General features: G+C 71.1%; 21 protein-coding genes. 20 read left to right on the top strand and 1 reads right to left on the bottom strand.

Features of this window, described 5'->3' with window-relative positions; translation table 11 throughout:
- The first annotated feature begins 135 nt into the window (after window positions 1–135).
- The 19 genes from ACT1U9_RS02675 (at window position 136) to ACT1U9_RS02585 (ending at window position 21,260) form a co-directional block, all read left to right on the top strand.
- Complete coding sequence (locus ACT1U9_RS02675; RefSeq protein WP_444538988.1) at window positions 136–1,962, top strand: DUF5941 domain-containing protein; 1,827 nt, start codon at window positions 136–138, stop codon at window positions 1,960–1,962.
- Window positions 1,959–2,696 carry a phosphocholine cytidylyltransferase family protein gene (locus tag ACT1U9_RS02670; protein WP_444536736.1) on the top strand — a complete coding sequence of 246 codons (738 nt, stop codon included), beginning with the start codon at window positions 1,959–1,961 and terminating at the stop codon, window positions 2,694–2,696. The genes ACT1U9_RS02675 and ACT1U9_RS02670 overlap by 4 nt, the downstream gene beginning before the upstream one ends.
- Window positions 2,684–3,745: an iron-containing alcohol dehydrogenase family protein gene (locus ACT1U9_RS02665; RefSeq protein WP_444536735.1), complete on the top strand. Its 1,062-nt coding sequence runs from the start codon at window positions 2,684–2,686 to the stop codon at window positions 3,743–3,745. The genes ACT1U9_RS02670 and ACT1U9_RS02665 overlap by 13 nt, the downstream gene beginning before the upstream one ends.
- Window positions 3,723–4,502 carry a CDP-alcohol phosphatidyltransferase family protein gene (locus ACT1U9_RS02660; RefSeq protein WP_188278629.1) on the top strand — a complete coding sequence of 260 codons (780 nt, stop codon included), beginning with the start codon at window positions 3,723–3,725 and terminating at the stop codon, window positions 4,500–4,502. Before ACT1U9_RS02665 ends, ACT1U9_RS02660 begins: the two co-directional genes overlap by 23 nt.
- Window positions 4,499–5,383 (top strand): glycosyltransferase family 2 protein, encoded by an 885-nt coding sequence (locus ACT1U9_RS02655; RefSeq protein WP_444536734.1) that lies wholly within the window; start codon window positions 4,499–4,501, stop codon window positions 5,381–5,383. The genes ACT1U9_RS02660 and ACT1U9_RS02655 overlap by 4 nt, the downstream gene beginning before the upstream one ends.
- 98 nt (window positions 5,384–5,481) lie before the next feature.
- Window positions 5,482–6,363 carry an ABC transporter permease gene (locus ACT1U9_RS02650; protein ID WP_188278631.1) on the top strand — a complete coding sequence of 294 codons (882 nt, stop codon included), beginning with the start codon at window positions 5,482–5,484 and terminating at the stop codon, window positions 6,361–6,363.
- Between the two features lie 13 nt (window positions 6,364–6,376).
- Window positions 6,377–7,159 carry an ABC transporter ATP-binding protein gene (locus tag ACT1U9_RS02645; protein ID WP_444538987.1) on the top strand — a complete coding sequence of 261 codons (783 nt, stop codon included), beginning with the start codon at window positions 6,377–6,379 and terminating at the stop codon, window positions 7,157–7,159.
- 509 nt (window positions 7,160–7,668) lie between these two features.
- Window positions 7,669–8,562, top strand: a complete 894-nt coding sequence (gene hpnC / locus ACT1U9_RS02640; protein ID WP_444536733.1) for a squalene synthase HpnC — start codon at window positions 7,669–7,671, stop codon at window positions 8,560–8,562.
- Window positions 8,559–9,509 (top strand): presqualene diphosphate synthase HpnD, encoded by a 951-nt coding sequence (gene hpnD, locus ACT1U9_RS02635; protein ID WP_444536732.1) that lies wholly within the window; start codon window positions 8,559–8,561, stop codon window positions 9,507–9,509. Before hpnC ends, hpnD begins: the two co-directional genes overlap by 4 nt.
- A 136-nt stretch (window positions 9,510–9,645) precedes the next feature.
- On the top strand, window positions 9,646–11,028 hold the full coding sequence (gene hpnE, locus ACT1U9_RS02630) for a hydroxysqualene dehydroxylase HpnE (protein WP_444536731.1): 1,383 nt from the start codon (window positions 9,646–9,648) through the stop codon (window positions 11,026–11,028).
- Window positions 11,025–12,128 (top strand): polyprenyl synthetase family protein, encoded by a 1,104-nt coding sequence (locus tag ACT1U9_RS02625; protein WP_444536730.1) that lies wholly within the window; start codon window positions 11,025–11,027, stop codon window positions 12,126–12,128. The genes hpnE and ACT1U9_RS02625 overlap by 4 nt, the downstream gene beginning before the upstream one ends.
- A 117-nt stretch (window positions 12,129–12,245) precedes the next feature.
- Window positions 12,246–14,240 (top strand): squalene--hopene cyclase, encoded by a 1,995-nt coding sequence (gene shc / locus ACT1U9_RS02620; protein ID WP_444536729.1) that lies wholly within the window; start codon window positions 12,246–12,248, stop codon window positions 14,238–14,240.
- Complete coding sequence (locus tag ACT1U9_RS02615) at window positions 14,240–14,893, top strand: phosphorylase family protein (protein WP_444536728.1); 654 nt, start codon at window positions 14,240–14,242, stop codon at window positions 14,891–14,893. Before shc ends, ACT1U9_RS02615 begins: the two co-directional genes overlap by 1 nt.
- A 5-nt stretch (window positions 14,894–14,898) precedes the next feature.
- Complete coding sequence (gene hpnH / locus ACT1U9_RS02610) at window positions 14,899–15,921, top strand: adenosyl-hopene transferase HpnH (protein WP_188278638.1); 1,023 nt, start codon at window positions 14,899–14,901, stop codon at window positions 15,919–15,921.
- Between the two features lie 4 nt (window positions 15,922–15,925).
- A complete protein-coding gene (gene ispG, locus ACT1U9_RS02605; protein ID WP_444536727.1) occupies window positions 15,926–17,098 on the top strand; it encodes a flavodoxin-dependent (E)-4-hydroxy-3-methylbut-2-enyl-diphosphate synthase in 1,173 nt (390 codons plus the stop codon).
- A 44-nt stretch (window positions 17,099–17,142) separates the two neighbouring features.
- On the top strand, window positions 17,143–19,047 hold the full coding sequence (dxs, locus tag ACT1U9_RS02600) for a 1-deoxy-D-xylulose-5-phosphate synthase (protein WP_444536726.1): 1,905 nt from the start codon (window positions 17,143–17,145) through the stop codon (window positions 19,045–19,047).
- Complete coding sequence (locus ACT1U9_RS02595) at window positions 19,044–20,435, top strand: aspartate aminotransferase family protein (protein WP_444536725.1); 1,392 nt, start codon at window positions 19,044–19,046, stop codon at window positions 20,433–20,435. Before dxs ends, ACT1U9_RS02595 begins: the two co-directional genes overlap by 4 nt.
- Before the next feature lie 65 nt (window positions 20,436–20,500).
- The gene (locus ACT1U9_RS02590; protein WP_444536724.1) at window positions 20,501–21,109 is read left to right on the top strand and encodes a helix-turn-helix domain-containing protein; all 609 of its coding nucleotides are present in this window, start codon (window positions 20,501–20,503) and stop codon (window positions 21,107–21,109) included.
- 10 nt (window positions 21,110–21,119) lie between these two features.
- Window positions 21,120–21,260, top strand: a complete 141-nt coding sequence (locus tag ACT1U9_RS02585; RefSeq protein ID WP_444536723.1) for a DUF6126 family protein — start codon at window positions 21,120–21,122, stop codon at window positions 21,258–21,260.
- A 55-nt stretch (window positions 21,261–21,315) separates the two neighbouring features.
- Here ACT1U9_RS02585 and ACT1U9_RS02580 read toward each other — a convergent pair whose 3' ends face one another.
- Window positions 21,316–22,131, bottom strand: coding sequence for a tyrosine-protein phosphatase (locus ACT1U9_RS02580; RefSeq protein ID WP_444536722.1), 816 nt, complete (start codon window positions 22,129–22,131; stop codon window positions 21,316–21,318).
- A gap of 199 nt (window positions 22,132–22,330) precedes the next feature.
- Between ACT1U9_RS02580 and ACT1U9_RS02575 the strand changes: the two genes are divergently transcribed.
- On the top strand, window positions 22,331–24,472 hold the full coding sequence (locus ACT1U9_RS02575; protein WP_444536721.1) for an alpha-galactosidase: 2,142 nt from the start codon (window positions 22,331–22,333) through the stop codon (window positions 24,470–24,472).
- Window positions 24,473–24,590 lie beyond the last annotated feature (118 nt).

Genomic DNA, 24,590 nt, shown 5'->3' with positions numbered 1-24,590 from the left:
ATGAACTCCCGGTTCCCCGCATCCGATAGCCTCCCGATAGCCTCTGCCGACGTGCCGCCCGCCGCTTGTGCCGGGCCGGGCCGCCGGGCATCAGCCGTGCCAGCCAGCCATGCCAGTTCCAAGGAGTGAGTTCGTCTGTCGACCGCCATCCTGACCGGACTGCCGGTCCCCGGGTCGCAGCTCGGACCCGAGCTGCGCTCGCTGGGCTTCGACGTCCGGTCCGCCCAGCGGCCCGAGGATCTGCCCGGCCTGCTCGCCGAGGTCCCGTCCGGTGAGCGGGTCGCCCTGGTCGACCCGCACTTCGTGGGCCATACGCACGCCCTGCGCCTCGCACTGACCGACCCCCGGTTCCCGGCGGCCGCGGTCGACGGGGCCATGGCGGTCCAGGCCGAGGCCCGCCCCGCGCTCACGCGTGCGCTCGCGGACCTCGCCGGGTACCCGGAGCCCGCCGCCAACGGCTCGGTCGCCGTGAACGCCCCGGCCACCGGTGTCCTCACCGACCGGGTCGCCGCCGCCCTGGAGGACAAGGGCGTCGCCGTGCACCGCCCCGAGCTCGGCTCGCTGGTGGCGACCGTGCCGGCCGGGCCCGAGGCCGCCTTCGCCGCGCGCAAGGCCGTCGACGCGGTCGACGACGAGGCCGTGCGGCTGCGCAACGCCGTGAAGTCCCGCGACGGGTTCTTCACCACCTTCTGCATCAGCCCGTACTCGCGCTACATCGCCCGCTGGTGCGCCCGCCGGGGCCTCACCCCCAACCAGGTCACCACCGCCTCGCTGCTCACCGCGCTGATCGCGGCGGGCTGCGCGGCTACCGGTACCCGGGGCGGCTATGTGGCGGCCGGCCTGCTGCTGATCTTCTCCTTCGTCCTGGACTGCACCGACGGGCAGCTCGCCCGTTACTCGCTGCAGTACTCGACGCTCGGCGCCTGGCTGGACGCCACCTTCGACCGGGCCAAGGAGTACGCGTACTACGCGGGCCTGGCCCTGGGAGCTGCCCGGGGCGGCGACGACGTATGGGCGCTCGCGCTCGGCGCGATGGTCCTCCAGACCTGCCGCCATGTCGTGGACTTCTCCTTCAACGAGTCCAACCACGACGCCACCGCCAACACCAGCCCCACCGCCGCCCTCTCCGACAAGCTCGACTCGGTGGGCTGGACGGTCTGGGTGCGCCGGATGATCGTGCTGCCGATCGGCGAGCGCTGGGCGATGATCGCGGTCCTGACCGCCCTCACCACGCCCCGTACCGTCTTCTACGTGCTGCTCATCGGGTGCGCGTTCGCGGCCTGCTACACCACGGCCGGGCGCGTGCTGCGCTCGCTGACCCGTCGCGCGACCCGTACCGACCGGGCCGCGCAGGCGCTCGTGGAGCTCGCCGACAACGGGCCGCTCGCCGAGATCTTCGCCAAGGTGATCCGGGCCCGGGGCGCGTGGACCTCGCCGGTCCTGGCCCTGCTCGGCGCGGCCGCCGTGGTCGTCCCCGCGCTCACCGCGGACCTCGACGGCCCGTACGTGATCGTCGGCGCGGCCGTCTACGCGCTCCTCGCGGGCGCCGCCGTGAGCAGCCCCCTCAAGGGCGCCCTCGACTGGCTCGTCCCGCCGTTCTTCCGGGCCGCCGAATACGGCACGGTCCTGGCCCTCGCCGCCCGCTCCGAGGTGAACGGGGCCCTGCCCGCGGCCTTCGGACTGGTGGCGGCGGTCGCCTACCATCACTACGACACGGTCTACCGCATCAAGGGCGGATCCGGCGCGCCGCCGCGCTGGCTGGTGCGCCTGAGCGGCGGCCACGAGGGGCGGACGCTGCTGGTCGCGGTGCTCGCCGCGACGCTCGCCACCCGCGGCACGGACTTCACCCTGGCGCTCACCGCCCTCGCGGTAGGCATCGCGCTCCTGGTGGTCGTGGAGTCCATCCGCTTCTGGGTGTCCTCCGGAGCACCCGCAGTACATGACGAAGGAGAAACGGCATGATCGGCCTCGTACTCGCAGCCGGTGCAGGACGGCGTCTGCGCCCCTACACCGACACGCTCCCGAAGGCCCTCGTGCCCGTCGACGGCGACACCACCGTCCTCGACCTCACGCTCGGCAACTTCGCCGAGGTGGGCCTCACCGAGGTCGCGATCGTCGTCGGCTACCGCAAGGAAGCGGTGTACGCCCGTAAGGAAGCCCTTGAGGCCAAGTACGGCGTCACGCTCACGCTGATCGACAACGACAAGGCCGAGGAGTGGAACAACGCCTACTCCCTGTGGTGCGCCCGTGACGTCCTGAAGCAGGGCGTCATCCTCGCCAACGGCGACACCGTGCACCCGGTCTCCGTCGAGCAGACCCTGCTGGCCGCGCGCGGCCAGGGCCAGAAGATCATCCTCGCCCTCGACACGGTGAAGCACCTCGCCGACGAGGAGATGAAGGTGATCACCGCCGACGGCGAGGGCGTGCGCCGCATCACCAAGCTGATGGACCCGGCCACCGCGACCGGCGAGTACATCGGCGTCACGCTGATCGAGCCCGAGGCCGCCGAGGAACTGGCGGACGCGCTGAAGACCACCTTCGAGCGCGACCCCGACCTCTACTACGAGGACGGCTACCAGGAGCTCGTGAACCGCGGCTTCACCGTGGACGTGGCGCCCATCGGCGAGGTCTCGTGGGTCGAGATCGACAACCACGACGACCTCGCGAAGGGCCGTGAGATCGCATGCCGGTACTGACCCGGCTCATTCCCTCGCCCGTCGTCGTCGACATCAGCCGGGGCGCCCTGGACGACCTGGCCGGCCTCCTGGCCGACCAGCGGATCTCGGCGTCGGGCAAGCTGGCGATCGCGGTCAGCGGCGGCTCGGGCCAGGCGCTGAGCGAGAAGCTGGCGCCGGTGCTGCCGGGCGCCGACTGGTACCCGGTCGCGGACGGCACCATCGACTCGGCCGTGCAGCTCGGCGACGACATCAAGGGCAAGCACTACGACGCGGTCGTGGGCCTGGGCGGCGGCAAGATCATCGACGTGGCGAAGTACGCCGCGGCGCGGGTCGGGCTGCCCATGGTCGCGGTCGCGACCAACCTGTCGCACGACGGCATCTGCTCACCGGTCTCCATCCTCGACAACGACAACGGCCGCGGCTCCTACGGCGTGCCCACGCCGATCGCCATGGTCATCGACCTCGACGTCATCCGGGAGGCCCCGGACCGGTTCGTCCGCTCCGGCATCGGCGACGCGATCTCCAACATCTCGGCGATCGCCGACTGGGAGCTGTCGCACCAGGTCACCGGCGAGCCGGTGGACGGCCTCGCCGCCGCCATGGCGCGCACCGCCGGCGAGTCGGTGCTGCGCCACCCGGGCACCACCGGCGACGACGAGTTCCTCACCGTCCTGTCCGAGGCGCTGGTCCTGTCCGGCATCGCCATGTCGATCAGCGGGGACACCCGCCCCTCGTCCGGCGCCTGCCACGAGATCAGCCACGCCTTCGACCTGCTCTACCCCAAGCGCTCCGCGCTCCACGGCGAGCAGGTCGGCCTCGGCGCCGCCTTCGCGATGCACCTGCGCGGCGCCACCGAGCAGGCCGGTCTCTTCACCGAGGTGCTACGGCGGCACAACCTGCCCGTACGCCCCGAGGACATCGGCTTCTCCGCCCTGGAGTTCGTCCGCGCGGTCGAGTACGCCCCGCAGACCCGGCCCGGGCGCTTCACCATCCTGGAACACCTCAACCTGTCCGCAGACCAGATCAAGGACGCATACGCCGACTATGCAAAAGCCATCGGTAGCTGAACTCCGCCCGGTCGTGCACCCTCCGGGCGTCAAGGACCGGCGGAGCGGCGAGCACTGGGGAGGCCGGCTCTACATGCGCGAGGTCTCCCTGCGCGTCGACCGGCACCTGGTGAACACGCGGGTCACGCCCAACCAGCTGACCTACGTGATGACCGTCGCCGCGGCCTTCGCGGCCCCGGCCCTGCTGGTGCCCGGGATCTGGGGCGCCGTGCTCGGCGTGGTGATGGCCCAGGTCTATCTGCTCCTCGACTGCGTCGACGGCGAGGTCGCCCGCTGGAAGAAGCAGTACTCGATGGTCGGCGTCTACGTGGACCGGGTCGCGGCCTATGTGCTCGACGCCGCGGTCCTCGTCGGCTTCGGCCTGCGCGCCGCCGACATCTGGGGCACCGGCCGCATCGACTGGCTGTGGGCCTTCCTGGGCACCCTGGCCGCCCTCGGCGCGGTCCTGATCAAGTCGGAGACCGACCTGGTGGGCGTGGCCCGGCACCAGCAGGGCATGCCGCCGGTCAAGGAGACGGCGTCCGAGCCGCGCTCGTCCGGCATGGCGCTGGCCCGCCGGGCCGCCGGCGCGCTCAAGTTCCACCGGCTGGTCATGGGCATCGAGGCGACCCTGCTGATCCTGGTCCTCGCGATCGTGGACCACGTCCGCGGCGACCTGTACTTCTCCCGGCTCGGCGTCGCGGTGCTCGCGGGCATCGCGCTGCTGCAGAGCGTGCTGCACCTGGTGTCCATCCTCGCCTCCAGCAGGCTCAAGTGAGCGCCCCGCTGAAGGTCGGCGCGGTCGTCATCACCATGGGCAACCGCCCCGAGGAGCTGCGCGCCCTGCTCGACTCGGTCGCCAAGCAGGACGGTGACCACGTCGAGGTCGTCGTGGTCGGCAACGGCGCCCCGGTGCCGGACGTCCCGGCGGGTGTACGGACCGTGGAGCTGCCCGAGAACCTGGGCATCCCGGGCGGGCGCAACGTCGGCATCGAGGCGTTCGGCCCGTCCGGCTCCGAGGTCGACATCCTGCTCTTCCTCGACGACGACGGCCTGCTGCCGAACACCGACACCGCCGAGCTGTGCCGCCAGGCCTTCGCGGCGGACCCGGAGCTCGGCATCATCAGCTTCCGCATCGCCGACCCGGAGACCGGGGTCACCCAGCGCCGCCACGTGCCGAGGCTGCGCGCCTCCGACCCGCTGCGCTCCTCGCGCGTGACGACCTTCCTGGGCGGCGCCAACGCCGTACGGACGAAGGTCCTCGCCGAGGTCGGCGGGCTGCCCGACGAGTTCTTCTACGCCCACGAGGAGACCGATCTGGCCTGGCGGGCGCTCGACGCCGGCTGGATGATCGACTACCGCGCGGACATGGTGCTGCACCACCCGACGACGGCGCCGTCCCGGCACGCGGTCTACCACCGGATGGTGGCCCGCAACCGGGTCTGGCTGGCCCGACGCAATCTGCCGGCCCTCCTGGTGCCCGTCTACCTCGGCGTGTGGATGCTCCTCACGCTCGCCAGGAAGCCCTCCGGGCCCGCGCTCAAGGCGTGGTTCGGCGGCTTCAAGGAGGGCTGGACCACCCCGTGCGGACCGCGCCGCCCCATGCGGTGGCGCACGGTCTGGCGGCTGACCCGGCTGGGCCGTCCGCCGGTGATCTGACAGTCTCGAAGCCGAGAGCACAATCGGCCCGGGTCCCGCTGGGGCCCGGGCGCACCGGGTCGTCGCGCGTACTTCATTGAAAGCGAAAGTTTCCACTTGTGAGTGACACAACTCTGTCCCCGGCGGAACTCGCCGCCAAGCACGGGCTGTCGGTGAGCGGCGCCCGGCCGGGGCTGTTCGAGTACTGCAGCCAGCTCTGGGGCCGGCGCCACTTCATCCTGTCGTTCTCGCAGGCGAAGCTGACCGCCCAGTACAGCCAGGCCAAGCTCGGCCAGATCTGGCAGGTGGCCACCCCGCTGCTCAACGCGCTGGTCTACTACTTCATCTTCGGCATCCTGATGAACGCCAAGCGGGGCATCGCGTCCGACGTGTACATCCCGTTCCTGGTGACGGGCGTGTTCGTGTTCACCTTCACGCAGAACTCGGTGATGGCGGGCGTCCGGGCGATCTCGGGCAACCTGGGCCTGGTGAGGGCGCTGCACTTCCCGCGCGCCTCGCTGCCGGTCTCCTTCGCGCTCCAGCAGCTCCAGCAGCTGCTGTTCTCGATGATCGTCCTGGTGCTCGTGGTGGTCGCCTCCGGCACCAAGCCGATGGTGTCGTGGCTCCTGATGGTGCCGGTGCTCGGGCTGCAGTTCGTGTTCAACACGGGCCTCGCCCTGATCATGGCCCGGCTCGGCAGCAAGACCCCCGACCTCGCCCAGCTGATGCCGTTCATCCTGCGCACCTGGATGTACGCGTCCGGCGTCATGTTCAGCATCAAGGTGGTCCTCCAGGGCAAGCCGCACTGGCTCGCCCAGGTGCTCCAGGTGAACCCGGCCGCGGTCTACATGGACCTGGCCCGGTTCGCCATGATCGACGGATACGGCCGCCACAACCTGCCGCCGCACGTGTGGGTGGCGGCGGTCGGCTGGGCGCTGGCCGTCGGCGTCGTGGGCTTCGTGTACTTCTGGAAGGCAGAGGAGCAGTACGGCCGTGGCTGAGGACAACAACCGGATCGCCGACGACAGCGGCGCACGCATCCCCACCGTCATCGCCGACGACGTGCACATCGTGTACACGGTCAACGGCGCGGCCGGCGGCCGGGGCAGCGCCACCGCCGCGCTGAGCCGGATCGTCGGGCGCGACAAGGGCGAGTCCCGGGGCATGCGGAAGGTGCACGCCGTACGCGGTGTCTCCTTCACCGCGTACCGGGGCGAGGCGATCGGCCTGATCGGCACCAACGGCTCGGGCAAGTCGACCCTGCTGCGGGCCATCGCGGGGCTGCTGCCGCCCGCCAAGGGCAAGGTGTACACCAACGGCCAGCCCTCGCTGCTCGGCGTCAACGCGGCGCTGATGAACGAGCTGACCGGCGAGCGCAACGTGATCCTCGGCGGCCTGGCCATGGGCATGTCGCGCGAGGAGATCAAGGAGCGCTACGAGGAGATCGTCGACTTCTCCGGCATCAACGAGAAGGGCGACTTCATCACCCTGCCGATGCGGACGTACTCCTCGGGCATGGCGGCCCGCCTCCGGTTCTCCATCGCCGCCGCCAAGGACCACGACGTCCTGATGATCGACGAGGCGCTGGCCACCGGTGACCGCAAGTTCCAGATCCGCTCCGAGGAGCGCATCCGTGAGCTGCGCAAGCACGCGGGCACGGTCTTCCTGGTCAGCCACAGCATCGGCTCCATCCGCGACACCTGCGACCGGGTGCTGTGGCTGGAGCGCGGCGAGCTCCTGATGGACGGTCCTACGGACGAGGTCGTCAAGGCGTACCAGAAGGAAACGGGGCGCTAGGGCGCGCGGCTTACCGGTCACTTCGGCTGCGGGCCGTCCGTGGCTGGTCGCGCAGTTCCCCGCGCCCCTTGGTGGTGTCCGGTGCCGCCAGGTCCTGGCCACCCCTGAAAGCCCCCGTCGATCAACCCCGGCGGGGGTCTTCGCGTCCCTGGGGGTGGTCCGGAGCCGGGCCGTCCATGTCAAGGCTGCGTCAAGTCGCCTGCGTCGGGGGAAGGTTGGCGTGGATTGAAGTGTTCTTGTAATGCGCGCAACACCCCGACGTGTTGTCAGGCGTTGTACAACGTAAGCTGTACCGGTGTTGATCGTGACGGAAGGGCGGGACCGCCCCGGGCGCCCCTCGCGGGAGCCGTCCTCCACTCGGGAGGTTCGGCGGCGTGTCCGAAATGGGGTATTTTGGGTCGGCGGTGTAGAACGGGAGATGTGACGGCAATGGCTACGGGAAATCTCCAACGACGAGAGACCTCCGCCGTTCCCGTACCGGGCGGTCCCCGGTGACAGGTGTCCGGGACGTGCGCACCGACTCCCCCTCGCGCACCACGCTCGACAAGGCCACGGAGGAGAACTTCCCGGTGGCCCCCTTCTTTCTGCCCCGCGCCTGGCGCGACGACCTGATGGCCGTGTACGGCTTCGCCCGCCTGGTCGACGACATCGGCGACGGCGACCTCGCGCCCGGCGGCGCGGACGCCCGCGCGCTCGGCGTGTCCCCGTCCGACGCCGACGACCGGCTCGTCATGCTCGACGCCTTCGAGACCGACCTGCGCCGTGTTTTCGACGCCACCCCGCAGCACCCGCTGCTGCGCGCTCTCCAGCCGACGGTCCGCCGCCGCTCGCTGAGCCCCGAGCCGTTCCTCGGCCTGATCGCCGCGAACCGCCAGGACCAGCAGGTCAAGCGGTACGAGACGTACGAGGACCTGGTCGCGTACTGCGAACTCTCGGCCAATCCGGTGGGCCGCCTGGTCCTCGCGATCACCGGTACCGAGAGCCCCGAGCGGGTACGCCGCTCCGACGCCGTCTGCACCGCGCTGCAGATCGTCGAGCACCTCCAGGACGTCTCCGAGGACCTGGGCCGGGACCGTATCTATCTGCCCGCCGAGGACATGCGGCGCTTCCATGTCACCGAGGCCGATCTGGCCGCCGCACACGGGAGCGCGTCGGTGCGCGCCCTGGTCGCGTTCGAAGCGGAACGCGCCGGACAGTTGCTGAATGAAGGCACCTCCCTGGTGGGTAGCGTCCACGGCAGACTCAAGCTGCTGCTGGCCGGATTCGTGGCCGGGGGACGCGCCGCGCTCGACGCGGTCGCTGCCGCCGGCCACGACGTACTCCCTGGACCGCCCAAGCCCACCAAGTCCAGTCTGCTGCGCGAAGTGGGAGCCGTGTTGCGTAGAGCGCGTAGAGAGGGGTGAGCCGGACCGTGGAACCACACGCACACGTGTCCCCGCCGGTACAGGCCGCGTACAGCTACTGCGAGGCCGTGACCGGGCAGCAGGCGCGCAATTTCGCGTACGGCATCAGGCTGCTGCCGACCGACAAGCGGCAGGCGATGTCGGCCCTCTACGCGTTCTCGCGGCGGGTCGACGACATCGGCGACGGCACGTTGCCCGCCGACGCCAAGAACCAGCGCCTGGAGGAGACCCGGGCACTGCTCGGCAAGATCGCCGACGGCGCGGTCGAGGAGGACGACACCGACCCGGTGGCCGTCGCGCTCGCCGACGCGGCGCGCCGCTTCCCGATCCCGCTCGGCGGCCTCGACGAGCTCATCGACGGCGTCCTGATGGACGTGCGCGGCGAGACCTATGAGACCTGGGACGACCTGAAGGTCTACTGCCGGTGTGTCGCCGGTGCCATCGGCCGGCTCTCGCTGGGCGTGTTCGGTACACAACCGGGCGCACCGGGCGCCGAGCGCGCTGCCGAGTACGCCGACACGCTGGGGCTCGCGCTCCAACTCACCAATATCCTCAGAGACGTTCGCGAGGACGCGGGCAACGGGCGCACCTATCTGCCCGCCGACGACCTGGCCAAGTTCGGCTGTGCCGCGGGCTTCCACACCCCGGTGCCCCCGGCCGGCTCCGACTTCGCCGGGCTCGTCCACTTCGAAGTGCGGCGCGCCCGGGCCCTGTTCGCCGAGGGCTACCGGCTGCTGCCGATGCTCGACCGGCGCAGCGGTGCCTGTGTGGCCGCGATGGCGGGGATCTACCGGCGGCTGCTCGACCGCATCGAACGCGACCCCGAGGCCGTGCTGCGCGGACGGGTCTCGCTGCCGGGCCGCGAGAAGGCGTACGTCGCGGTACGCGGACTGTCCGGGCTCGACACCCGTACCGTCTCCCGGCAGACCGCCAGGAGGCGCGCCTGATGGCCCATCGGCACCTGGACGTGCGGCCGAGGAGCATTACGCGCAGAAGGTGCGGAACCCTCCGCTATCCCACCGCGTCCCTGATGGCAACGGTCGGCCGCGCGCACGACAGCAGCACGACCGGAGGGGAGGGCGTATGACAGCCCCGCAGCCCGACCGCGCGGTGGTCGTCGGCGGAGGACTCGCCGGCATCACCGCCGCGCTCGAACTGGCCGACGCCGGGCTCGGCGTGACCCTCATCGAGGGCCGCCCGCGCCTGGGCGGCCTCGCCTTCTCCTTCCGGCGCGGCGAACTCACCGTCGACAACGGGCAGCATGTGTATCTGCGCTGCTGCACGGCGTACGGCTGGTTCCTCGACCGGGTCGGCGGCGCCGGGCTCGCGCCCCTGCAGCGCCGCCTGGACGTGCCGGTCCTCGATGTGGCGCGCCCGGGCGGGCCACGCCTGGGACGGCTGCGCCGCACCGCGCTGCCCGTACCGCTGCACCTGGCGAGCAGCCTGGCCACCTATCCGCATCTCTCGCTCGCCGAGCGGGCCTCCGTCGGGCGCGCCGCACTCGCGCTCAAGGGACTTGACCCGGCCGACCCGGCGCTCGACGGCGTGGACTTCGCCACCTGGCTGGGCCGCCACGGCCAGTCGCCCCGCGCCATCGAGGCCCTGTGGGACCTGGTCGGGGTCGCGACCCTGAACGCGACGGCGCCGCACGCCTCCCTCGGGCTCGCCGCGATGGTCTTCAAGACCGGGCTGCTCTCCGAGCCGGGCGCCGCCGACATCGGCTGGGCCCACGTACCGCTCGGCGAGCTCCACGACACGCTGGCGCGCAAGGCGCTCGCGGCCGCCGGGGTCCGCGTCGAGACCCGCACCAAGGCCGACTCCGTCTCCCGTACGGAGAGCGGCGTCTGGCAGGTGCGCACCGGCGCCGAGACGCTGGACGCCGAGGTGGTCGTCCTCGCCGTACCGCAGCGCGAGGCCCATGACCTGCTGCCCTACGGCGCGCTCGACGACCCGGGCAAGCTCCTCGACATCGGCACCGCGCCGATCCTCAACCTGCACGTCGTCTACGACCGCAAGGTGCTGAGGCAGCCGTTCTTCGCCGCGCTCGGCAGCCCCGTGCAGTGGGTCTTCGACCGCACCGAGTCCTCGGGGCTCACCGGCGGCGGCCAGTACCTGGCGGTCTCCCAGTCGGCCGCCGGGGACGAGATCGACGAGCCGGTCGCCGCGCTGCGCGCCAAGTACCTCCCCGAGCTCGAACGACTGCTGCCCGCCGCGCGCGGCGCGGGCGTACGGGACTTCTTCGTGACCCGGGAGCGGACAGCGACGTTCGCCCCCACCCCCGGCGTCGGACGGCTGCGGCCGACGGCGCGTACCAACGCCCCCGGTCTCTACCTGGCCGGCGCGTGGACCGCCACCGGCTGGCCCGCGACGATGGAGGGCGCCGTACGCAGCGGATTCAGCGCCGCCGGCGCGGCTCTCGCCGTGCTCGGGCGCTCCCACGCCCATCCGCTTCAGGAGGCGGCATGACCGTTAGCAGCACTGGAACAAGAGGAGAGACCGTGCCGACTGTGCCTTCGGCGAAATCGGCTGTCGACACCGTGGACGTCGCCGCGCTTCTGGAGCGCGGCAGGGCGCTGTCCACCCCGGTGCTGCGCACGGCCGTGGACCGGCTCGCGGCTCCCATGGACACCGTCGCCGCCTACCACTTCGGGTGGATCGACGCCCAGGGCAACCCGGCGGACGGCGACGGCGGCAAGGCGGTGCGGCCCGCGCTCGCGCTCCTGTCCGCCGAGGCGGCCGGGGCCAGGCCCGAGGTGGGCATCCCGGGCGCGGTCGCGGTCGAGCTCGTCCACAACTTCTCGCTGCTCCACGACGACCTGATGGACGGCGACGAGCAGCGCCGCCACCGCGACACGGTGTGGAAGGTGCACGGCCCGGCGCAGGCGATCCTCGTCGGCGACGCGCTGTTCGCGCTGGCCAACGAGGTGCTGCTGGAACTCGGCACGGTCGAGGCCGGGCGGGCGACACGCCGGCTGACCACCGCGAGCCGCAAGCTCATCGACGGCCAGGCCCAGGACATCTCCTACGAGCACCGCGAGCGGGTCACCGTCGAGGAGTGCCTGGAGATGGAGGGCAACAAGACGGGCGCGCTGCTCGCCTGCGCCTGCTCCATCGGCGCGGTGCTCGGCGGCGCCGACGACGAGACGGCCGACACCCTGGAGGCGTACGGCTACCACCTCGGCCTGGCCTTCCAGGCCGTCGACGACCTGCTCGGCATCTGGGGCGACCCGGACGCGACCGGCAAGCAGACCTGGAGCGATCTGCGCCAGCGCAAGAAGTCCCTGCCGGTGGTGGCCGCGCTCGCCGCCGGCGGCCCGGCCTCCGAGCGGCTCGGCGAACTGCTCGCCGCCGACGCCAAGAGCAACGACTTCGACACGTTCTCCGAGGAGGAGTTCGCCACCCGGGCCGCCCTCATCGAGGAGGCGGGCGGCCGTGAGTGGACCTCGCAGGAGGCCCGCCGCCAGCACACCGTGGCGATCGAGGCGCTGAGCCGGGTGGACATGCCGGAGCAGGTACGGGCCCAGCTCACCGCGCTGGCCGACTTCGTCGTCGTACGAAAGAGATGATCACCATTCCCATATGACGCGACGTCGCCGGATCGGGCCCGCCAGAACGGGCCGCGCATCCGACGGAGACCCCAGCACAGCAGAAGTCAGCACCTGCACTTGCATTAAGGGGAAGCCATGACAGCGACGACCGACGGAAGCACCGGGGCCCCGTGGCCCCGGGCCGCCGCGGCCAGCGAACCGACCGAACCACCCCCCGGCGCGGACGAGGTACGGGACGCCGCCCGGCGGGCGACGGAACGCGGGGCCGAGCATCTGCTCGGCCGGCAGGACGCCCTGGGCTGGTGGAAGGGCGACCTGGAGACCAACGTCACCATGGACGCCGAGGATCTGCTGCTCCGTCAGTTCCTCGGCATCCAGGACGAGAAGACCGTGCGGGCGGCCGCGCTCTTCATCCGCGGTGAGCAGCGCGACGACGGGACCTGGGCCACCTTCCACGGCGGCCCGCCCGAGCTCTCCGCCACCGTCGAGGCGTATGTGGCGCTGCGGCTCGCCGGGGACCGGCCGGACGACCCGCACATGGCGCGGGCCTCGGCGTTCGTCCGCGAGCAGGGCGGGATCGCCGCCTGCCGGGTCTTCACCCGGATCTGGCTCGCGCTGTTCGGCTGGTGGAAGTGGGACGACCTGCCGGAGCTGCCGCCCGAGCTCCTGTTCCTGCCCAAGTGGTTCCCGCTGAACATCTATGACTTCGGCTGCTGGGCCCGGCAGACGATCGTGCCGCTCACGGTCGTCTCCGCCAAGCGGCCGGTACGGCCCGCGCCCTTCGCGCTCGACGAGCTGCACACCGACGCGCGCGACCCCAACCCGGCCAAGGCCCTTGCTCCCATGGCGAGTTGGGACGGCGCCTTCCAGCGGCTCGACAAGGCTCTGCACGTCTACCACCGCCTCGCCCCGCGCGCCCTGCGCCGTACCGCGATGAACATGGCCGCCCGCTGGATCGTCGAGCGTCAGGAGAACGACGGCTGCTGGGGCGGGATCCAGCCGCCCGCCGTGTACTCGGTGATCGCCCTGCATCTGCTCGGCTACGACCTCCAGCACCCGGTGATGCGGGCGGGTCTGGAATCCCTCGACCGGTTCACCGTGTGGCGCGAGGACGGCGCCCGGATGATCGAGGCGTGCCAGTCGCCGGTCTGGGACACCTGCCTCGCCACCATCGCGCTCGCCGACGCGGGGCTCCCCGCCGACCACCCGGCCCTGGTGAAGGCCGTCGACTGGATGCTCGGCGAGGAGATCGTCCGGCCAGGCGACTGGGCCGTGCGCAAGCCCCAACTGCCGCCCGGCGGCTGGGCGTTCGAGTTCCACAACGACAACTACCCGGACATCGACGACACCGCCGAGGTGATCCTCGCGCTGCGCCGGGTGCGCCACCCCGACCCCGAGCGGGTCGAGGGCGCGATCCGCCGCGCCGCGCGCTGGACGCTCGGCATGCAGTCGAAGAACGGGGCGTGGGCCGCCTTCGACGCCGACAACACCAGCCCGTTCCCCAACCGGCTGCCGTTCTGCGACTTCGGCGAGGTCATCGACCCGCCGTCGGCCGACGTCACCGCGCATGTGGTGGAGATGCTGGCCGTCGAGGGCAAGGCGCACGAGCCGCGCACGCGGCGGGGCATCGAGTGGCTGCTCGCCGAACAGGAGGCGAGCGGCGCCTGGTTCGGCCGCTGGGGCGTCAACTACGTCTACGGAACGGGCTCGGTGGTACCGGCCCTGACGGCGGCGGGACTTCCCGGCTCGCACCCCGCGATCCGCCGGGCCGTCGCCTGGCTGGAGTCGGTGCAGAACGACGACGGCGGCTGGGGCGAGGACCTGCGCTCCTACCGCGACGAGAAGTGGATCGGGCACGGCGCCTCGACCGCCTCCCAGACCGCCTGGGCGCTGCTCGCGCTGCTCGCGGCGGGGGAGCGGGAGAGCGCGGCGGTCGAGCGGGGCATCGCGTACCTCGCCGCCACCCAACGCGAGGACGGCTCCTGGGACGAGCCGTACTTCACCGGGACCGGCTTCCCCTGGGACTTCTCGATCAACTACCACCTCTACCGCCAGGTGTTCCCGCTGACCGCGCTCGGCCGTTACGTCCATGGAGAACCGTTCTCCCCCAGCGGCCCCAAGGGGAAGTGATGGACGTACGCCCCGCCGTCCCGGAACCCGTACCGCTGCTGGTCGCGTGTGCGCTCACCATCGAGGAACTGGCGCTGCGCAGCGGCGGCCGGGGCCGCACCCCCGGCCAGGTGGTGACCGTGCTGCGCAGCGGCATGGGGCCGAAGGCCGCCGAGCGGGCCGTGCTGCGTGGCCTGGGCACGGCGGCGAACCGGGAGGCGGCCGTGATCGCCTCCGGGTTCTGCGCGGGCCTTGCCCCCGGGATGCACCCCGGGGACCTGGTCGTCGCCGAAGAGACCCGCGACCCGCGCGGCACCACCGCCTGCGTGGGTACGGAAGTGCTGGCCAAGGCGCTGAGCGCGGCGCTGCCCGGCCGCACCGTGCACACCGGTCCGCTGATCGGCTCCGACCATGTGGTGCGAGGCCACGAACGGGCCGAGCTGCGCGCGACCGGGGCGATCGCCGTGGACATGGAGTCCGCGGCGACGCTGTGGAGCGCCGTCGGGGCCGGAGAGCGTCCGGTTGCGGCCGTACGAGTGGTCGTGGACGCTCCGGAACATGAACTCGTCCGGATCGGCACGGTACGCGGGGGAATATCAGCCTTCCGCGTTCTTCGTGCCGTCCTTCCCGCTTTCTTTGAATGGCACCGTTCTTTGCCGCTCCCCAGGAGGTGAGCCAGATGGCCATGCCGCTTCGTCAGTCCATCAGGGTCGGGACCTATCTTTTCGAACAGAAGCTCCGCAAGCGTGAGAAGTTCCCGCTCATCGTCGAGCTGGAGCCGCTCTTCGCCTGCAATCTGAAGTGCGAGGGCTGCGGGAAGATCCAGCATCCGGCCGGGATCCTGAAGCAGCGCATGCCGGTCGCGCAGGCGGTGGGAGCGGTCCTGGAGTCGGGCGCCCCCATGGTGTCCATCGCGGGCGGCGAGCCCCTGATGCACCCTCAGATCGACGAGATCGTGCGGCAGTTGGTGGCGAAGCGGAAGTACGTCTTCCTGTGCACCAACGCGCTGCTGCTGCGCAAGAAGCTGGAGAAGTTCACCCCGTCCCCGTACTTCGCGTTCGCCGTGCACATCGACGGACTGCGCGAGCGGCACGACGAGTCGGTGGCCAAGGAAGGCGTCTTCGACGAGGCGGTCGAGGCGATCAAGGCGGCCAAGAAGGCGGGCTTCCGGGTCACCACCAACTCCACCTTCTTCAACACCGACACCCCGCAGACCATCATCGAGGTGCTCAACTTCCTCAACGACGACCTCCAGGTCGACGAGATGATGATCTCGCCCGCGTACGCCTACGAGAAGGCGCCCGACCAGGAGCACTTCCTGGGCGTCGAGCAGACCCGCGAGCTCTTCAAGAAGGCGTTCTCCGGGGGCAACCGGCGCCGCTGGCGGCTCAACCACTCCCCGCTCTTCCTGGACTTCCTGGAGGGCAAGGCGGACTTCCCGTGCACGGCGTGGGCGATCCCCAACTACTCGCTCTTCGGCTGGCAGCGGCCCTGCTACCTGATGAGCGACGGGTACGTGCCGACGTACCGGCAGCTGGTCGAGGAGACCGACTGGAGCAAGTACGGCCGCGGCAAGGACGAGCGGTGCGCCAACTGCATGGCGCACTGCGGCTACGAGCCCACCGCCGTCCTGGCGACCATGGGCTCGCTCAAGGAGTCGCTGCGCGCGGTCCGCGAGACCGTGCAGGGAAACCGCGGGTGACGTGATGAGCAGGCACGGAGAACCAGTCTCACTGGGGCTCCCCACGCCGCCGGCCCGGCCGCTGGCGATGCGTCGCGTCTCGCGGCGCATCCAGGTCGGGTCGGTGGCGGTCGGCGGGGATGCCCCTGTCTCGGTGCAGTCGATGACGACGACGCGTACGTCGGACATCGGCGCGACTTTGCAGCAGATCGCGGAGCTGACGGCGTCGGGCTGCCAGATCGTGCGGGTGGCGTGTCCGACGCAGGATGATGCGGATGCGTTGGCGACGATCGCGCGGAAGTCGCAGATTCCGGTGATCGCGGATATTCATTTCCAGCCGAAGTACGTGTTCGCGGCGATCGACGCGGGGTGTGCGGCGGTGCGGGTGAATCCGGGCAACATCAAGCAGTTCGACGACAAGGTGAAGGAGATCGCCCGGGCCGCGAAGGACGCGGGCACTCCGATCCGTATCGGGGTGAACGCGGGTTCCCTCGATGCCCGTCTGCTGAAGAAGTACGGCAAGGCGACCCCCGAAGCACTGGTCGAGTCCGCTCTCTGGGAGGCCTCCCTCTTCGAGGAGCATGATTTCCGGGACATCAAGATCTCGGTGAAGCACAACGACCCGGTCGTGATGGTGAACGCCTACCGTCAGCTGGCCGCGCAGTGCGATTACCCGCTGCACCTGGGTGTGACGGAGGCGGGTCCGGCGTTCCAGGGCACGATCAAGTCGGCCGTCGCGTTCGGTGCGCTGCTGTCCGAGGGCATCGGCGACACCATCCGCGTCTCGCTGTCGGCGCCGCCGGCGGAGGAGATCAAGGTCGGGATCCAGATCCTGGAGTCGCTGAACCTGCGCCAGCGCCGTCTGGAGATCGTCTCCTGCCCGTCGTGTGGTCGTGCGCAGGTGGATGTGTACAAGCTGGCGGAGGAGGTCACGGCGGGCCTGGAGGGCATGGAGGTCCCGCTGCGGGTCGCGGTGATGGGCTGTGTCGTGAACGGTCCGGGTGAGGCCCGCGAGGCCGACCTCGGTGTCGCCTCCGGTAATGGCAAGGGGCAGATCTTCGTGAAGGGCGAGGTCATCAAGACCGTCCCGGAGTCGAAGATCGTCGAGACGCTGATCGAAGAGGCGATGAAGATCGCGGACGAGCTGGGGAAGGAGGGCACCGCCTCCGGTGCCCCGCGGGTCACCGCGCTGGGCTGACCGACACCACCGTGAGCTGAAGAGGATCCGAAGGGGGCTCCAGCGTGACGATCTTGGAGAATATTCGGGGGCCGCACGACCTACAGGCGCTGGACGGCGCCGAACTCGCCGATCTGTCCCAGGAGATCAGGGAGTTCCTGATCCACGCGGTGGCGCGGACCGGGGGCCATCTCGGGCCCAATCTCGGGGTGGTGGAGCTCTCCATCGCCCTGCACCGGGCCTTCGACTCGCCGGTCGACCGCATCCTGTGGGACACCGGCCACCAGAGCTACGTACACAAACTGCTCACCGGGCGGCAGGACTTCTCGAAGCTGCGCTCCAAGGGCGGTCTCTCCGGCTATCCCTCGCGGGCCGAGTCCGAGCACGACGTCATCGAGAATTCGCACGCCTCCACCGTGCTCGGCTGGGCCGACGGCCTCGCCAAGGCCAACCAGGTACGCGGCCGCTCCGGCCATGTCGTCGCCGTCATCGGTGACGGCGCGCTCACCGGCGGCATGGCCTGGGAGGCGCTGAACAACATCGCCGCCGCCCGGGACCGCCCGCTGATCATCGTCGTCAACGACAACGAGCGTTCGTACGGCCCCACCATCGGCGGCCTCGCCAACCACCTCGCCACACTGCGCACCACCGACGGCTACGAGCGCTTCCTCGCCTGGGGCAAACAGGTGCTCCAGCACACGCCCGTGATCGGGCAGCCGCTGTACGAGTCGCTGCACGGCGCCAAGAAGGGGTTCAAGGACGCCTTCGCGCCCCAGGGCATGTTCGAGGACCTGGGCCTGAAATACGTCGGGCCGATCGACGGGCACGACATCGCGGCCGTCGAGTCGGCGCTGCGCCGCGCCAAGCGCTTCCACGGCCCGGTGCTCGTGCACTGCCTCACCGAGAAGGGGCGCGGCTATCAGCCGGCCCTGGACGACGAGGCCGACCGCTTCCACGCCGTCAACGCGATGGACCCGCTCACCTGCGAACCGCTCGCCCCCTCCAACGGCCCTTCCTGGACCTCGGTGTTCGGCAAGGAGCTGGCCCGGCTCGGCGGGGAGCGGCGGGACATCGTGGCGATCACCGCGGCGATGCTGCACCCGACGGGCCTCACCGAGTTCGCCGAGCGCTTCCCGGACCGGGTGTGGGACGTGGGGATCGCCGAGCAGCACGCGGCGGTCTCGGCGGCCGGGCTCGCCACCGGCGGACTGCACCCGGTGGTCGCCGTCTACGCCACCTTCCTCAACCGGGCCTTCGACCAGGTCCTGATGGACGTGGCCCTGCACCGGTGCGGGGTGACGTTCGTCCTGGACCGGGCCGGGGTCACGGGAGTTGACGGGGCCTCACACAACGGCATGTGGGACATGTCGGTCCTCCAGGTGGTGCCCGGGCTGCGGATCGCCGCACCGCGCGACGCCGCACGGCTGCGGGCCGAGCTGCGCGAGGCGGTGGAGGTCGACGACGCGCCGACCGTGCTGCGCTTCCCCAAGGAGTCGGTGGGCCCCGACATCCCCGCCATCGAGAGGATCGGCGGCATGGACGTGCTGCGCCGCGACGAGGACGCCGATGTGCTGCTCGTGGCCGTCGGTGTGCTCGCCCCCGTCTGCCTCCAGGCGGCCGACCTGCTCGCCGGGCGCGGCATCCGGTGCACGGTGGTGGACCCTCGCTGGGTCAAGCCCGTCGACGACCAGCTCGCGCCACTGGCCGAGCGGCACCGGCTGGTCGCCGTCGCTGAGGACAACAGTCGTACGGGAGGCGTCGGTTGGGCGGTCGGGCAGGCGCTGCGGGACGCCGGGGTCGACACACCGCTGCGCACCTTCGGCATCCCCGAGCAGTTCCTCGCCCACGCCAAGCGCGGCGAGGTCCTGGCCGACATCGGGCTCACCCCCGTGGAGATCGCGGGACGGATCAGCGCCGCGCTCGCGGCGAGGGACGAGGCTGTGGTGCGGGAGAAGGAGAACGACGGATGACCGAGCCCAAAGGCTTCGACCTGGGCAGACTCCTCGCCGAGCGCGGCGGCGAGCGCTATGAGCTGCACACGAGGTATCTGAACCACCAGCTGCCGCGCATGCTGCACACCATCGGCTTCGACAAGGTCTACGAGCGGGCCGAGGGCGCGTACTTCTGGGACGCCGAGGGCCAGGACTACCTCGACATGCTCGCCGGGTTCGGCGTGATGGGCCTGGGCCGCCACCACCCCGTCGTCCGCAAGGCGCTGCACGACGTGCTCGACGCCTCGCTCGCGGACCTCACCCGCTTCGACTGCCAGCCGCTGCCCGGCCTGCTCGCCGAGAAGCTGCTGGCCCACAGCCCGCATCTGGACCGGGTGTTCTTCGGCAACAGTGGTACGGAGGCGGTGGAGACTGCGCTGAAGTTCGCCCGGTACGCCACCGGGAAGCCCAGGGTCCTGTACTGCTCGCATGCCTTCCACGGGCTGACCACCGGCTCGCTCTCGGTCAACGGCGAGTCGGGCTTCCGCGACGGCTTCGCCCCGCTGCTGCCGGACACGGCGGTTCCGCTCGGTGATCTCGCCGTACTGGAGCGGGAGTTGAAGCGCGGGGACGTGGCCGCGCTGATCGTCGAGCCGATCCAGGGCAAGGGCGTCCTCGAAGCGCCGCCCGGGTATCTGCTCGCCGCGCAGGAGCTGCTGCACCGGCACAAGGCGCTCCTGATCGCCGACGAGGTGCAGACCGGCCTCGGCCGGACCGGCGACTTCTACGCGTACCAGCACGAGAAGGGCGTCGAGCCGGACCTGGTGTGTGTGGCCAAGGCGCTCTCCGGCGGCTATGTGCCGGTGGGGGCGACCCTGGGCAAGGAGTGGATCTTCAAGAAGGTGTACTCGTCGATGGACCGGGTCCTGGTCCACTCGGCGAGCTTCGGCTCCAACGCCCAGGCGATGGCGGCCGGGCTCGCCGTCCTTTCGGTCATGGAGGACGAGGACGTCGTCGCCAACGCGCGCGTGACCGGCGAACTGCTCAGGTCCCGCCTCGCGGCGCTGGTCGACCGGTACGAGCTGCTGCACGACGTGCGCGGGCGCGGGCTGATGATTGGCATCGAGTTCGGCAAGCCGTCCTCGATGCGGCTGCGCGGCCGCTGGACGATGCTCCAGGCGGCCCGCAAGGGGCTCTTCGCGCAGATGGTCGTGGTGCCGCTGCTCCAGAAGCACCGCATCCTCACCCAGGTCTCCGGCGACCATCTGGAGGTCATCAAGCTGATCCCGCCGCTGACGATCGGCGAACGCGAGGTGGACCGCTTCGTCGACGCGTTCACCGCCGTGATGGACGACGCGCACGGCGGGGGCGGGCTGATGTGGGACTTCGGGCGGACGCTGGTGAAGCAGGCGGTGGCGAACCGGTAGGTGCTGTTTTTGCCTCCGAGGCAAAAAATTTGCCTCGGAGGCAATGCCTTGCGTGAATGGGGTGCATGAGCACTCCCGCCGAAGGCGCCGGGGAGCCGTCCGGTCCGGCGCTCCCCGATGTCGCCCCGCGCCTGCGCGATCTGCGGCGCCGCCGCGGTCTCACCCTGGAGGCCGCCGCCCCGCGCGCCGGTCTCTCGCCCGCTCATCTCTCGCGTCTTGAGACGGGCGCCCGCCAGCCCTCGCTGCCGATGCTGCTCGCGCTCGCCCGTACCTACGGTACGACGGTCTCCGAACTGCTCGGCGAGATGCCGCCCGAGCGCGAGCCCGTCATCCGGGCCGGCCGCGCCGGGCCCGCCGAGGCCGACGGGTGGACGTACCACCGGGCCGGCCACTCCGGCCGCGCCATGCAGGCCCTGCGCGTCGAGATCCCGTACGGCACCCAGCGCGAGCTGGTGCGGGTCCACCCCGGCGAGGAGTGGCTGTACGTCCTGGCCGGGCGGCTGCGGCTGAGCCTCGGCGACGCCGTGCACGAACTCGACCCCGGCGACAGCGCGCACTTCGACTCGCTCACCCCGCACCGGATCTCGGCCGTGTCGCACGGCGGGGCCGAGTTCCTGTTCGTCCACACCCTGCTGCAGAGCCCCGATCCGCATCCGCACCATCCGCACGGCTGAGAGGTACGACATGTCGCAGAACCAGGGAACCGGCGCCGACACCCACGAGACCAAGTTCCCCCGTGGCCTGGTGATCCGGCTCTTCGCCTATCTGATCGCGGGCCACATCTTCGCGGCCTTCCTGTACCTGCTGTTCACCGTCGGCAAGTGAGCGGTCGGCAAATCGGCGCCGTGCCCGCGCCTCTCAAGTGGCGCGGGCCCATGGCCTACGCCGCGTCCCCGACCAGCCGGTCGCGCAGCCGCTCCCGGGTCTCGGGCGTGAGTTTGAGGCCTTCCGACAGATAGCGCTCGGTGGTGCCCCAGGTCTCCTCGATGGTGTCGAAGGCCGCGCGCAGATAGCCGGCGCGGGCGTCGAAGAGGGGGGTGAGGAGTTCGACGACCTCGGCGTTCAGGCCGTTCGGCGAGTTGTCGCTGCGGTGCATCTTGTAGCGGCGGTGCGGGTCGTTGGACTTCAGGTAGTCCGCCTCGATCGCGTCGCGCTCGACGCCCACCGCGAGCAGCGACACCGCGATCGACAGGCCCGCGCGGTCCTTGCCGGCCGCGCAGTGCATCAGCGCCGGGACGCTGTCCTCGGCCAGCGCGTGCAGCACCCGGCTGTGCTCGGCGGTGCGCTGGCGGATGATCGTCCGGTACGAGGCGGCCATCCGGTCCGCCCCCTTGCCGTCGGCCAGGACCGAGCGCAGCTGGTTGATGTCGCCGTCGCGCACCATCTTCCAGAACTCGGCCCCGTCGGCCGGGTCGGTCAGCGGGATGTTGACATTGCGCACGCCCGGCAGAGCGACGTCGGGGCCTTCGAGCCGCTGGTCGGCCGCGTTGCGGAAGTCGAAGATCGTGTGCAGCCCGAGGGCGGAGAGGAAGGCCGCGTCCTCCTCCGTCGCATGGGCGAGATGGCCACTGCGGAAGAGCCGCCCGTGCCGCAGTACGCGGCCGTCCACGGTCGGCAGTCCGCCCACATCACGGAAGTTGCGCACCCCGGAGAGCTCGGGTTCGGTCGAGGGGGCCTGCGGAGTCTGCTGGGTCACGTTGGCTCCTGATGTGGGTGTCGGAAAACGCTCAGGGTGGCGCAATCCGACGATACGACATGGATTCCTTGGGCAATCATCTCGTTCGACCACGGCCGAAGGCGAGCCCCGCGCGACCGTTGCCCTGGCGGGCCCCGCGCCCCGATCCTGTCCCTGGTGTTCGTGCCTGTGCGTACCTGTGCGGAACTGAGGGGTCGACATGATCGAGACCGGTGACAACGGACGGCTGTGGCTGCTCTCAGGCCGCACCAGTGGCTATGCGCTGCACCTCACGGACCACGCGGAACTGCTGCATCTGCACTGGGGACCGCGGCTGACCCTCGCCGACGCGGAAGCCCTGTCCGCCGAGCCCCTGCCGTCCCCCTGGCCCTTCGAGTCACCACTGGATGGCCGGGAGGAGTACACCGTGGAGGGCGGGCCCCGATTCGTGCGCCCCGCGCTCTCCATACGTACGAGGGAAGTGCGCGGCACCGAGTGGACTTTTGCGAGGTCCACGGTTGACGGGGACGAGCTGCGGCTGCGCTTCACCGACGCCGTGCACCGGCTCGGGCTGACTTTGTCGTACCGGATGCGCGACGACTCGGACGTGATCGAGCGCTGGGCCACGGTCGCCCACGAAGGTGCGGCCGGGGACCCGGACCTCGAACTGCTGCGCGCGGACGCCGCCGTGTGGACGCTGCCGCCGCGCGACGGCCGGCGTGTGAGCCAACTGCACGGCCGCTGGGCCGCCGAGTCCCGGCTCGTACGCTCCGAGCTCACACCGGGCGAGCGCGTCCTCGGCAGCCGCCGGGGCCACACCGGCCACCAGCACCTGCCCTGGGTGGCCCTGGACGAGGGCGCTGCCACCGAGGAGAGCGGCGAGGTGTACACGTGCGCGCTCGGCTGGTCCGGGTCCTGGCGCATCGCCGTCCAGCACCTCCCGGACGGCCGGGTGCAGATCAACGGCGGCGCCGGGTACGACGACTCGGGACTGCTGCTGCTCGCCCCCGGTGACAGCTACACCACCCCGGTCTTCGCCGGGCTGTGGAGCGCGGGCGGCTTCGGCGGGGCCAGCCGGGAGTGGCACGCCTGGCAGCTCGCCCGGGTGATCCCGGACGCAGAGCGCGTGCGGCCGGTGCTCTTCAACTCCTGGGAGGCCACCGGCTTCGCCATCTCCGAACCCCAGCAGCGCGCCCTCGCCCAACGGGCGGCCGCGATGGGTGTGGAGCTGTTCGTCGTCGACGACGGCTGGTTCGGCGCGCGCACCGGCGAGGCGGCGGGCCTCGGGGACTGGACGCCCAACCCCGACCGGTTCCCCGGCGGACTGAAGCCGCTGGCCGACGAGGTGCACGCGCTCGGGATGCGGTTCGGGATCTGGGTCGAGCCGGAAATGGTCAACCCGGACAGCGACCTCTACCGGGCGCATCCGGAGTGGGTACAGCACCAAGTGGGGCGCCGCCGCACCGAGTTCCGCAACCAGCTCGTCCTCAACCTCGCGCGCCCGGACGTCCGCGAACACCTCTGGGAGCAGCTGGACGCCCTCCTGTCGAGCGCGCCGATCGACTATGTGAAGTGGGACTTCAACCGCTGCTTCACCGACGCGGGCTGGCCCGGCGAGACGTATCCGCAGAAGCTCTGGATCGAGCATGTCCACGCGCTCTACGCCCTGTTGGACCGGCTGCGGGCCGCGCACCCGGACGTCGCCTTCGAGTCCTGCTCGGGCGGCGGCGGCCGGATCGACCTCGGCATCCTCTCTCGTACGGACCAGGTGTGGACCTCCGACAACACCGATCCGCTGGACCGGCTCGCCATCCAGGACGGCTTCAGCCAGCTGCACCCGGCCCGGGTGATGGCGGCCTGGGTCACCGACAGCCCCAACACCCAGCTGAACGGGCGGATCAGCAGTCTGCGCTTCCGGTTCGTCAGCGCGATGGCCGGAGTGCTGGGCATCGGCGGCGATCTCACCCGGTGGAGCGAGGCGGAACTGGCCGAGGCGCGCGGCTGGGTGGAGCTGTACAAGGAGATCCGGCCGGTGGTGCAGCTCGGCGCCCAGTACCGGCTGCGGCCCCCGCGCGGCGGGCTCAGCGCGGTCCAGTACATCCACGGCGACGACACCGTGGTGCTCGCGTATCTCCAGGCCCAGCACCACGGAGAACGGCCGCCATCCGTGCGCCTGCGCGGCCTCGACCCGGCCGCCGTCTACCGCTGCCTGGACACCGGGGCCGTACATCGCGGAGCCCTGCTGCTGCACCGGGGGCTCGACACGGGGCTGCGCGGTGATCTGGACGCGGCCGTGTTCCGGCTCCGGCGCTTCCATCCGCTCCCGGCGCACGCCTCCCACTCCGACCGGACCCGGCCATGAACGCCCTTTCCGTATGGGGTGGTTGAGACTGGACGCAAGCCTTGGGGCGGGTCCGGGTGGTCCGGACCGCCCACGTCGCGCCCGGCCAGGGCACCTTGGACGCGCCGCCGAGCCGACT

It is taken from the genome of Streptomyces sp. BR1, assembly GCF_052373795.1.
GTDB lineage: Bacteria > Actinomycetota > Actinomycetes > Streptomycetales > Streptomycetaceae > Streptomyces.
This window is presented reverse-complemented; position numbering and strand designations above follow the sequence as displayed.

Bases quoted from the DNA above. Each gene is read 5' to 3' on its own strand.
- ACT1U9_RS02670 (WP_444536736.1), top strand. From the start codon at position 1,959: ATGATCGGCCTCGTACTCGCAGCCGGTGCAGGACGGCGTCTGCGCCCC.
- ACT1U9_RS02665 (WP_444536735.1), top strand. From the start codon at position 2,684: ATGCCGGTACTGACCCGGCTCATTCCCTCGCCCGTCGTCGTCGACATC.
- ACT1U9_RS02660 (WP_188278629.1), top strand. From the start codon at position 3,723: ATGCAAAAGCCATCGGTAGCTGAACTCCGCCCGGTCGTGCACCCTCCG.
- hpnE (WP_444536731.1), top strand. From the start codon at position 9,646: ATGACAGCCCCGCAGCCCGACCGCGCGGTGGTCGTCGGCGGAGGACTC.
- ACT1U9_RS02625 (WP_444536730.1), top strand. From the start codon at position 11,025: ATGACCGTTAGCAGCACTGGAACAAGAGGAGAGACCGTGCCGACTGTG.
- shc (WP_444536729.1), top strand. From the start codon at position 12,246: ATGACAGCGACGACCGACGGAAGCACCGGGGCCCCGTGGCCCCGGGCC.
- ACT1U9_RS02615 (WP_444536728.1), top strand. From the start codon at position 14,240: ATGGACGTACGCCCCGCCGTCCCGGAACCCGTACCGCTGCTGGTCGCG.
- hpnH (WP_188278638.1), top strand. From the start codon at position 14,899: ATGGCCATGCCGCTTCGTCAGTCCATCAGGGTCGGGACCTATCTTTTC.
- ispG (WP_444536727.1), top strand. From the start codon at position 15,926: ATGAGCAGGCACGGAGAACCAGTCTCACTGGGGCTCCCCACGCCGCCG.
- ACT1U9_RS02595 (WP_444536725.1), top strand. From the start codon at position 19,044: ATGACCGAGCCCAAAGGCTTCGACCTGGGCAGACTCCTCGCCGAGCGC.
- ACT1U9_RS02590 (WP_444536724.1), top strand. From the start codon at position 20,501: ATGAGCACTCCCGCCGAAGGCGCCGGGGAGCCGTCCGGTCCGGCGCTC.
- ACT1U9_RS02585 (WP_444536723.1), top strand. From the start codon at position 21,120: ATGTCGCAGAACCAGGGAACCGGCGCCGACACCCACGAGACCAAGTTC.
- ACT1U9_RS02575 (WP_444536721.1), top strand. From the start codon at position 22,331: ATGATCGAGACCGGTGACAACGGACGGCTGTGGCTGCTCTCAGGCCGC.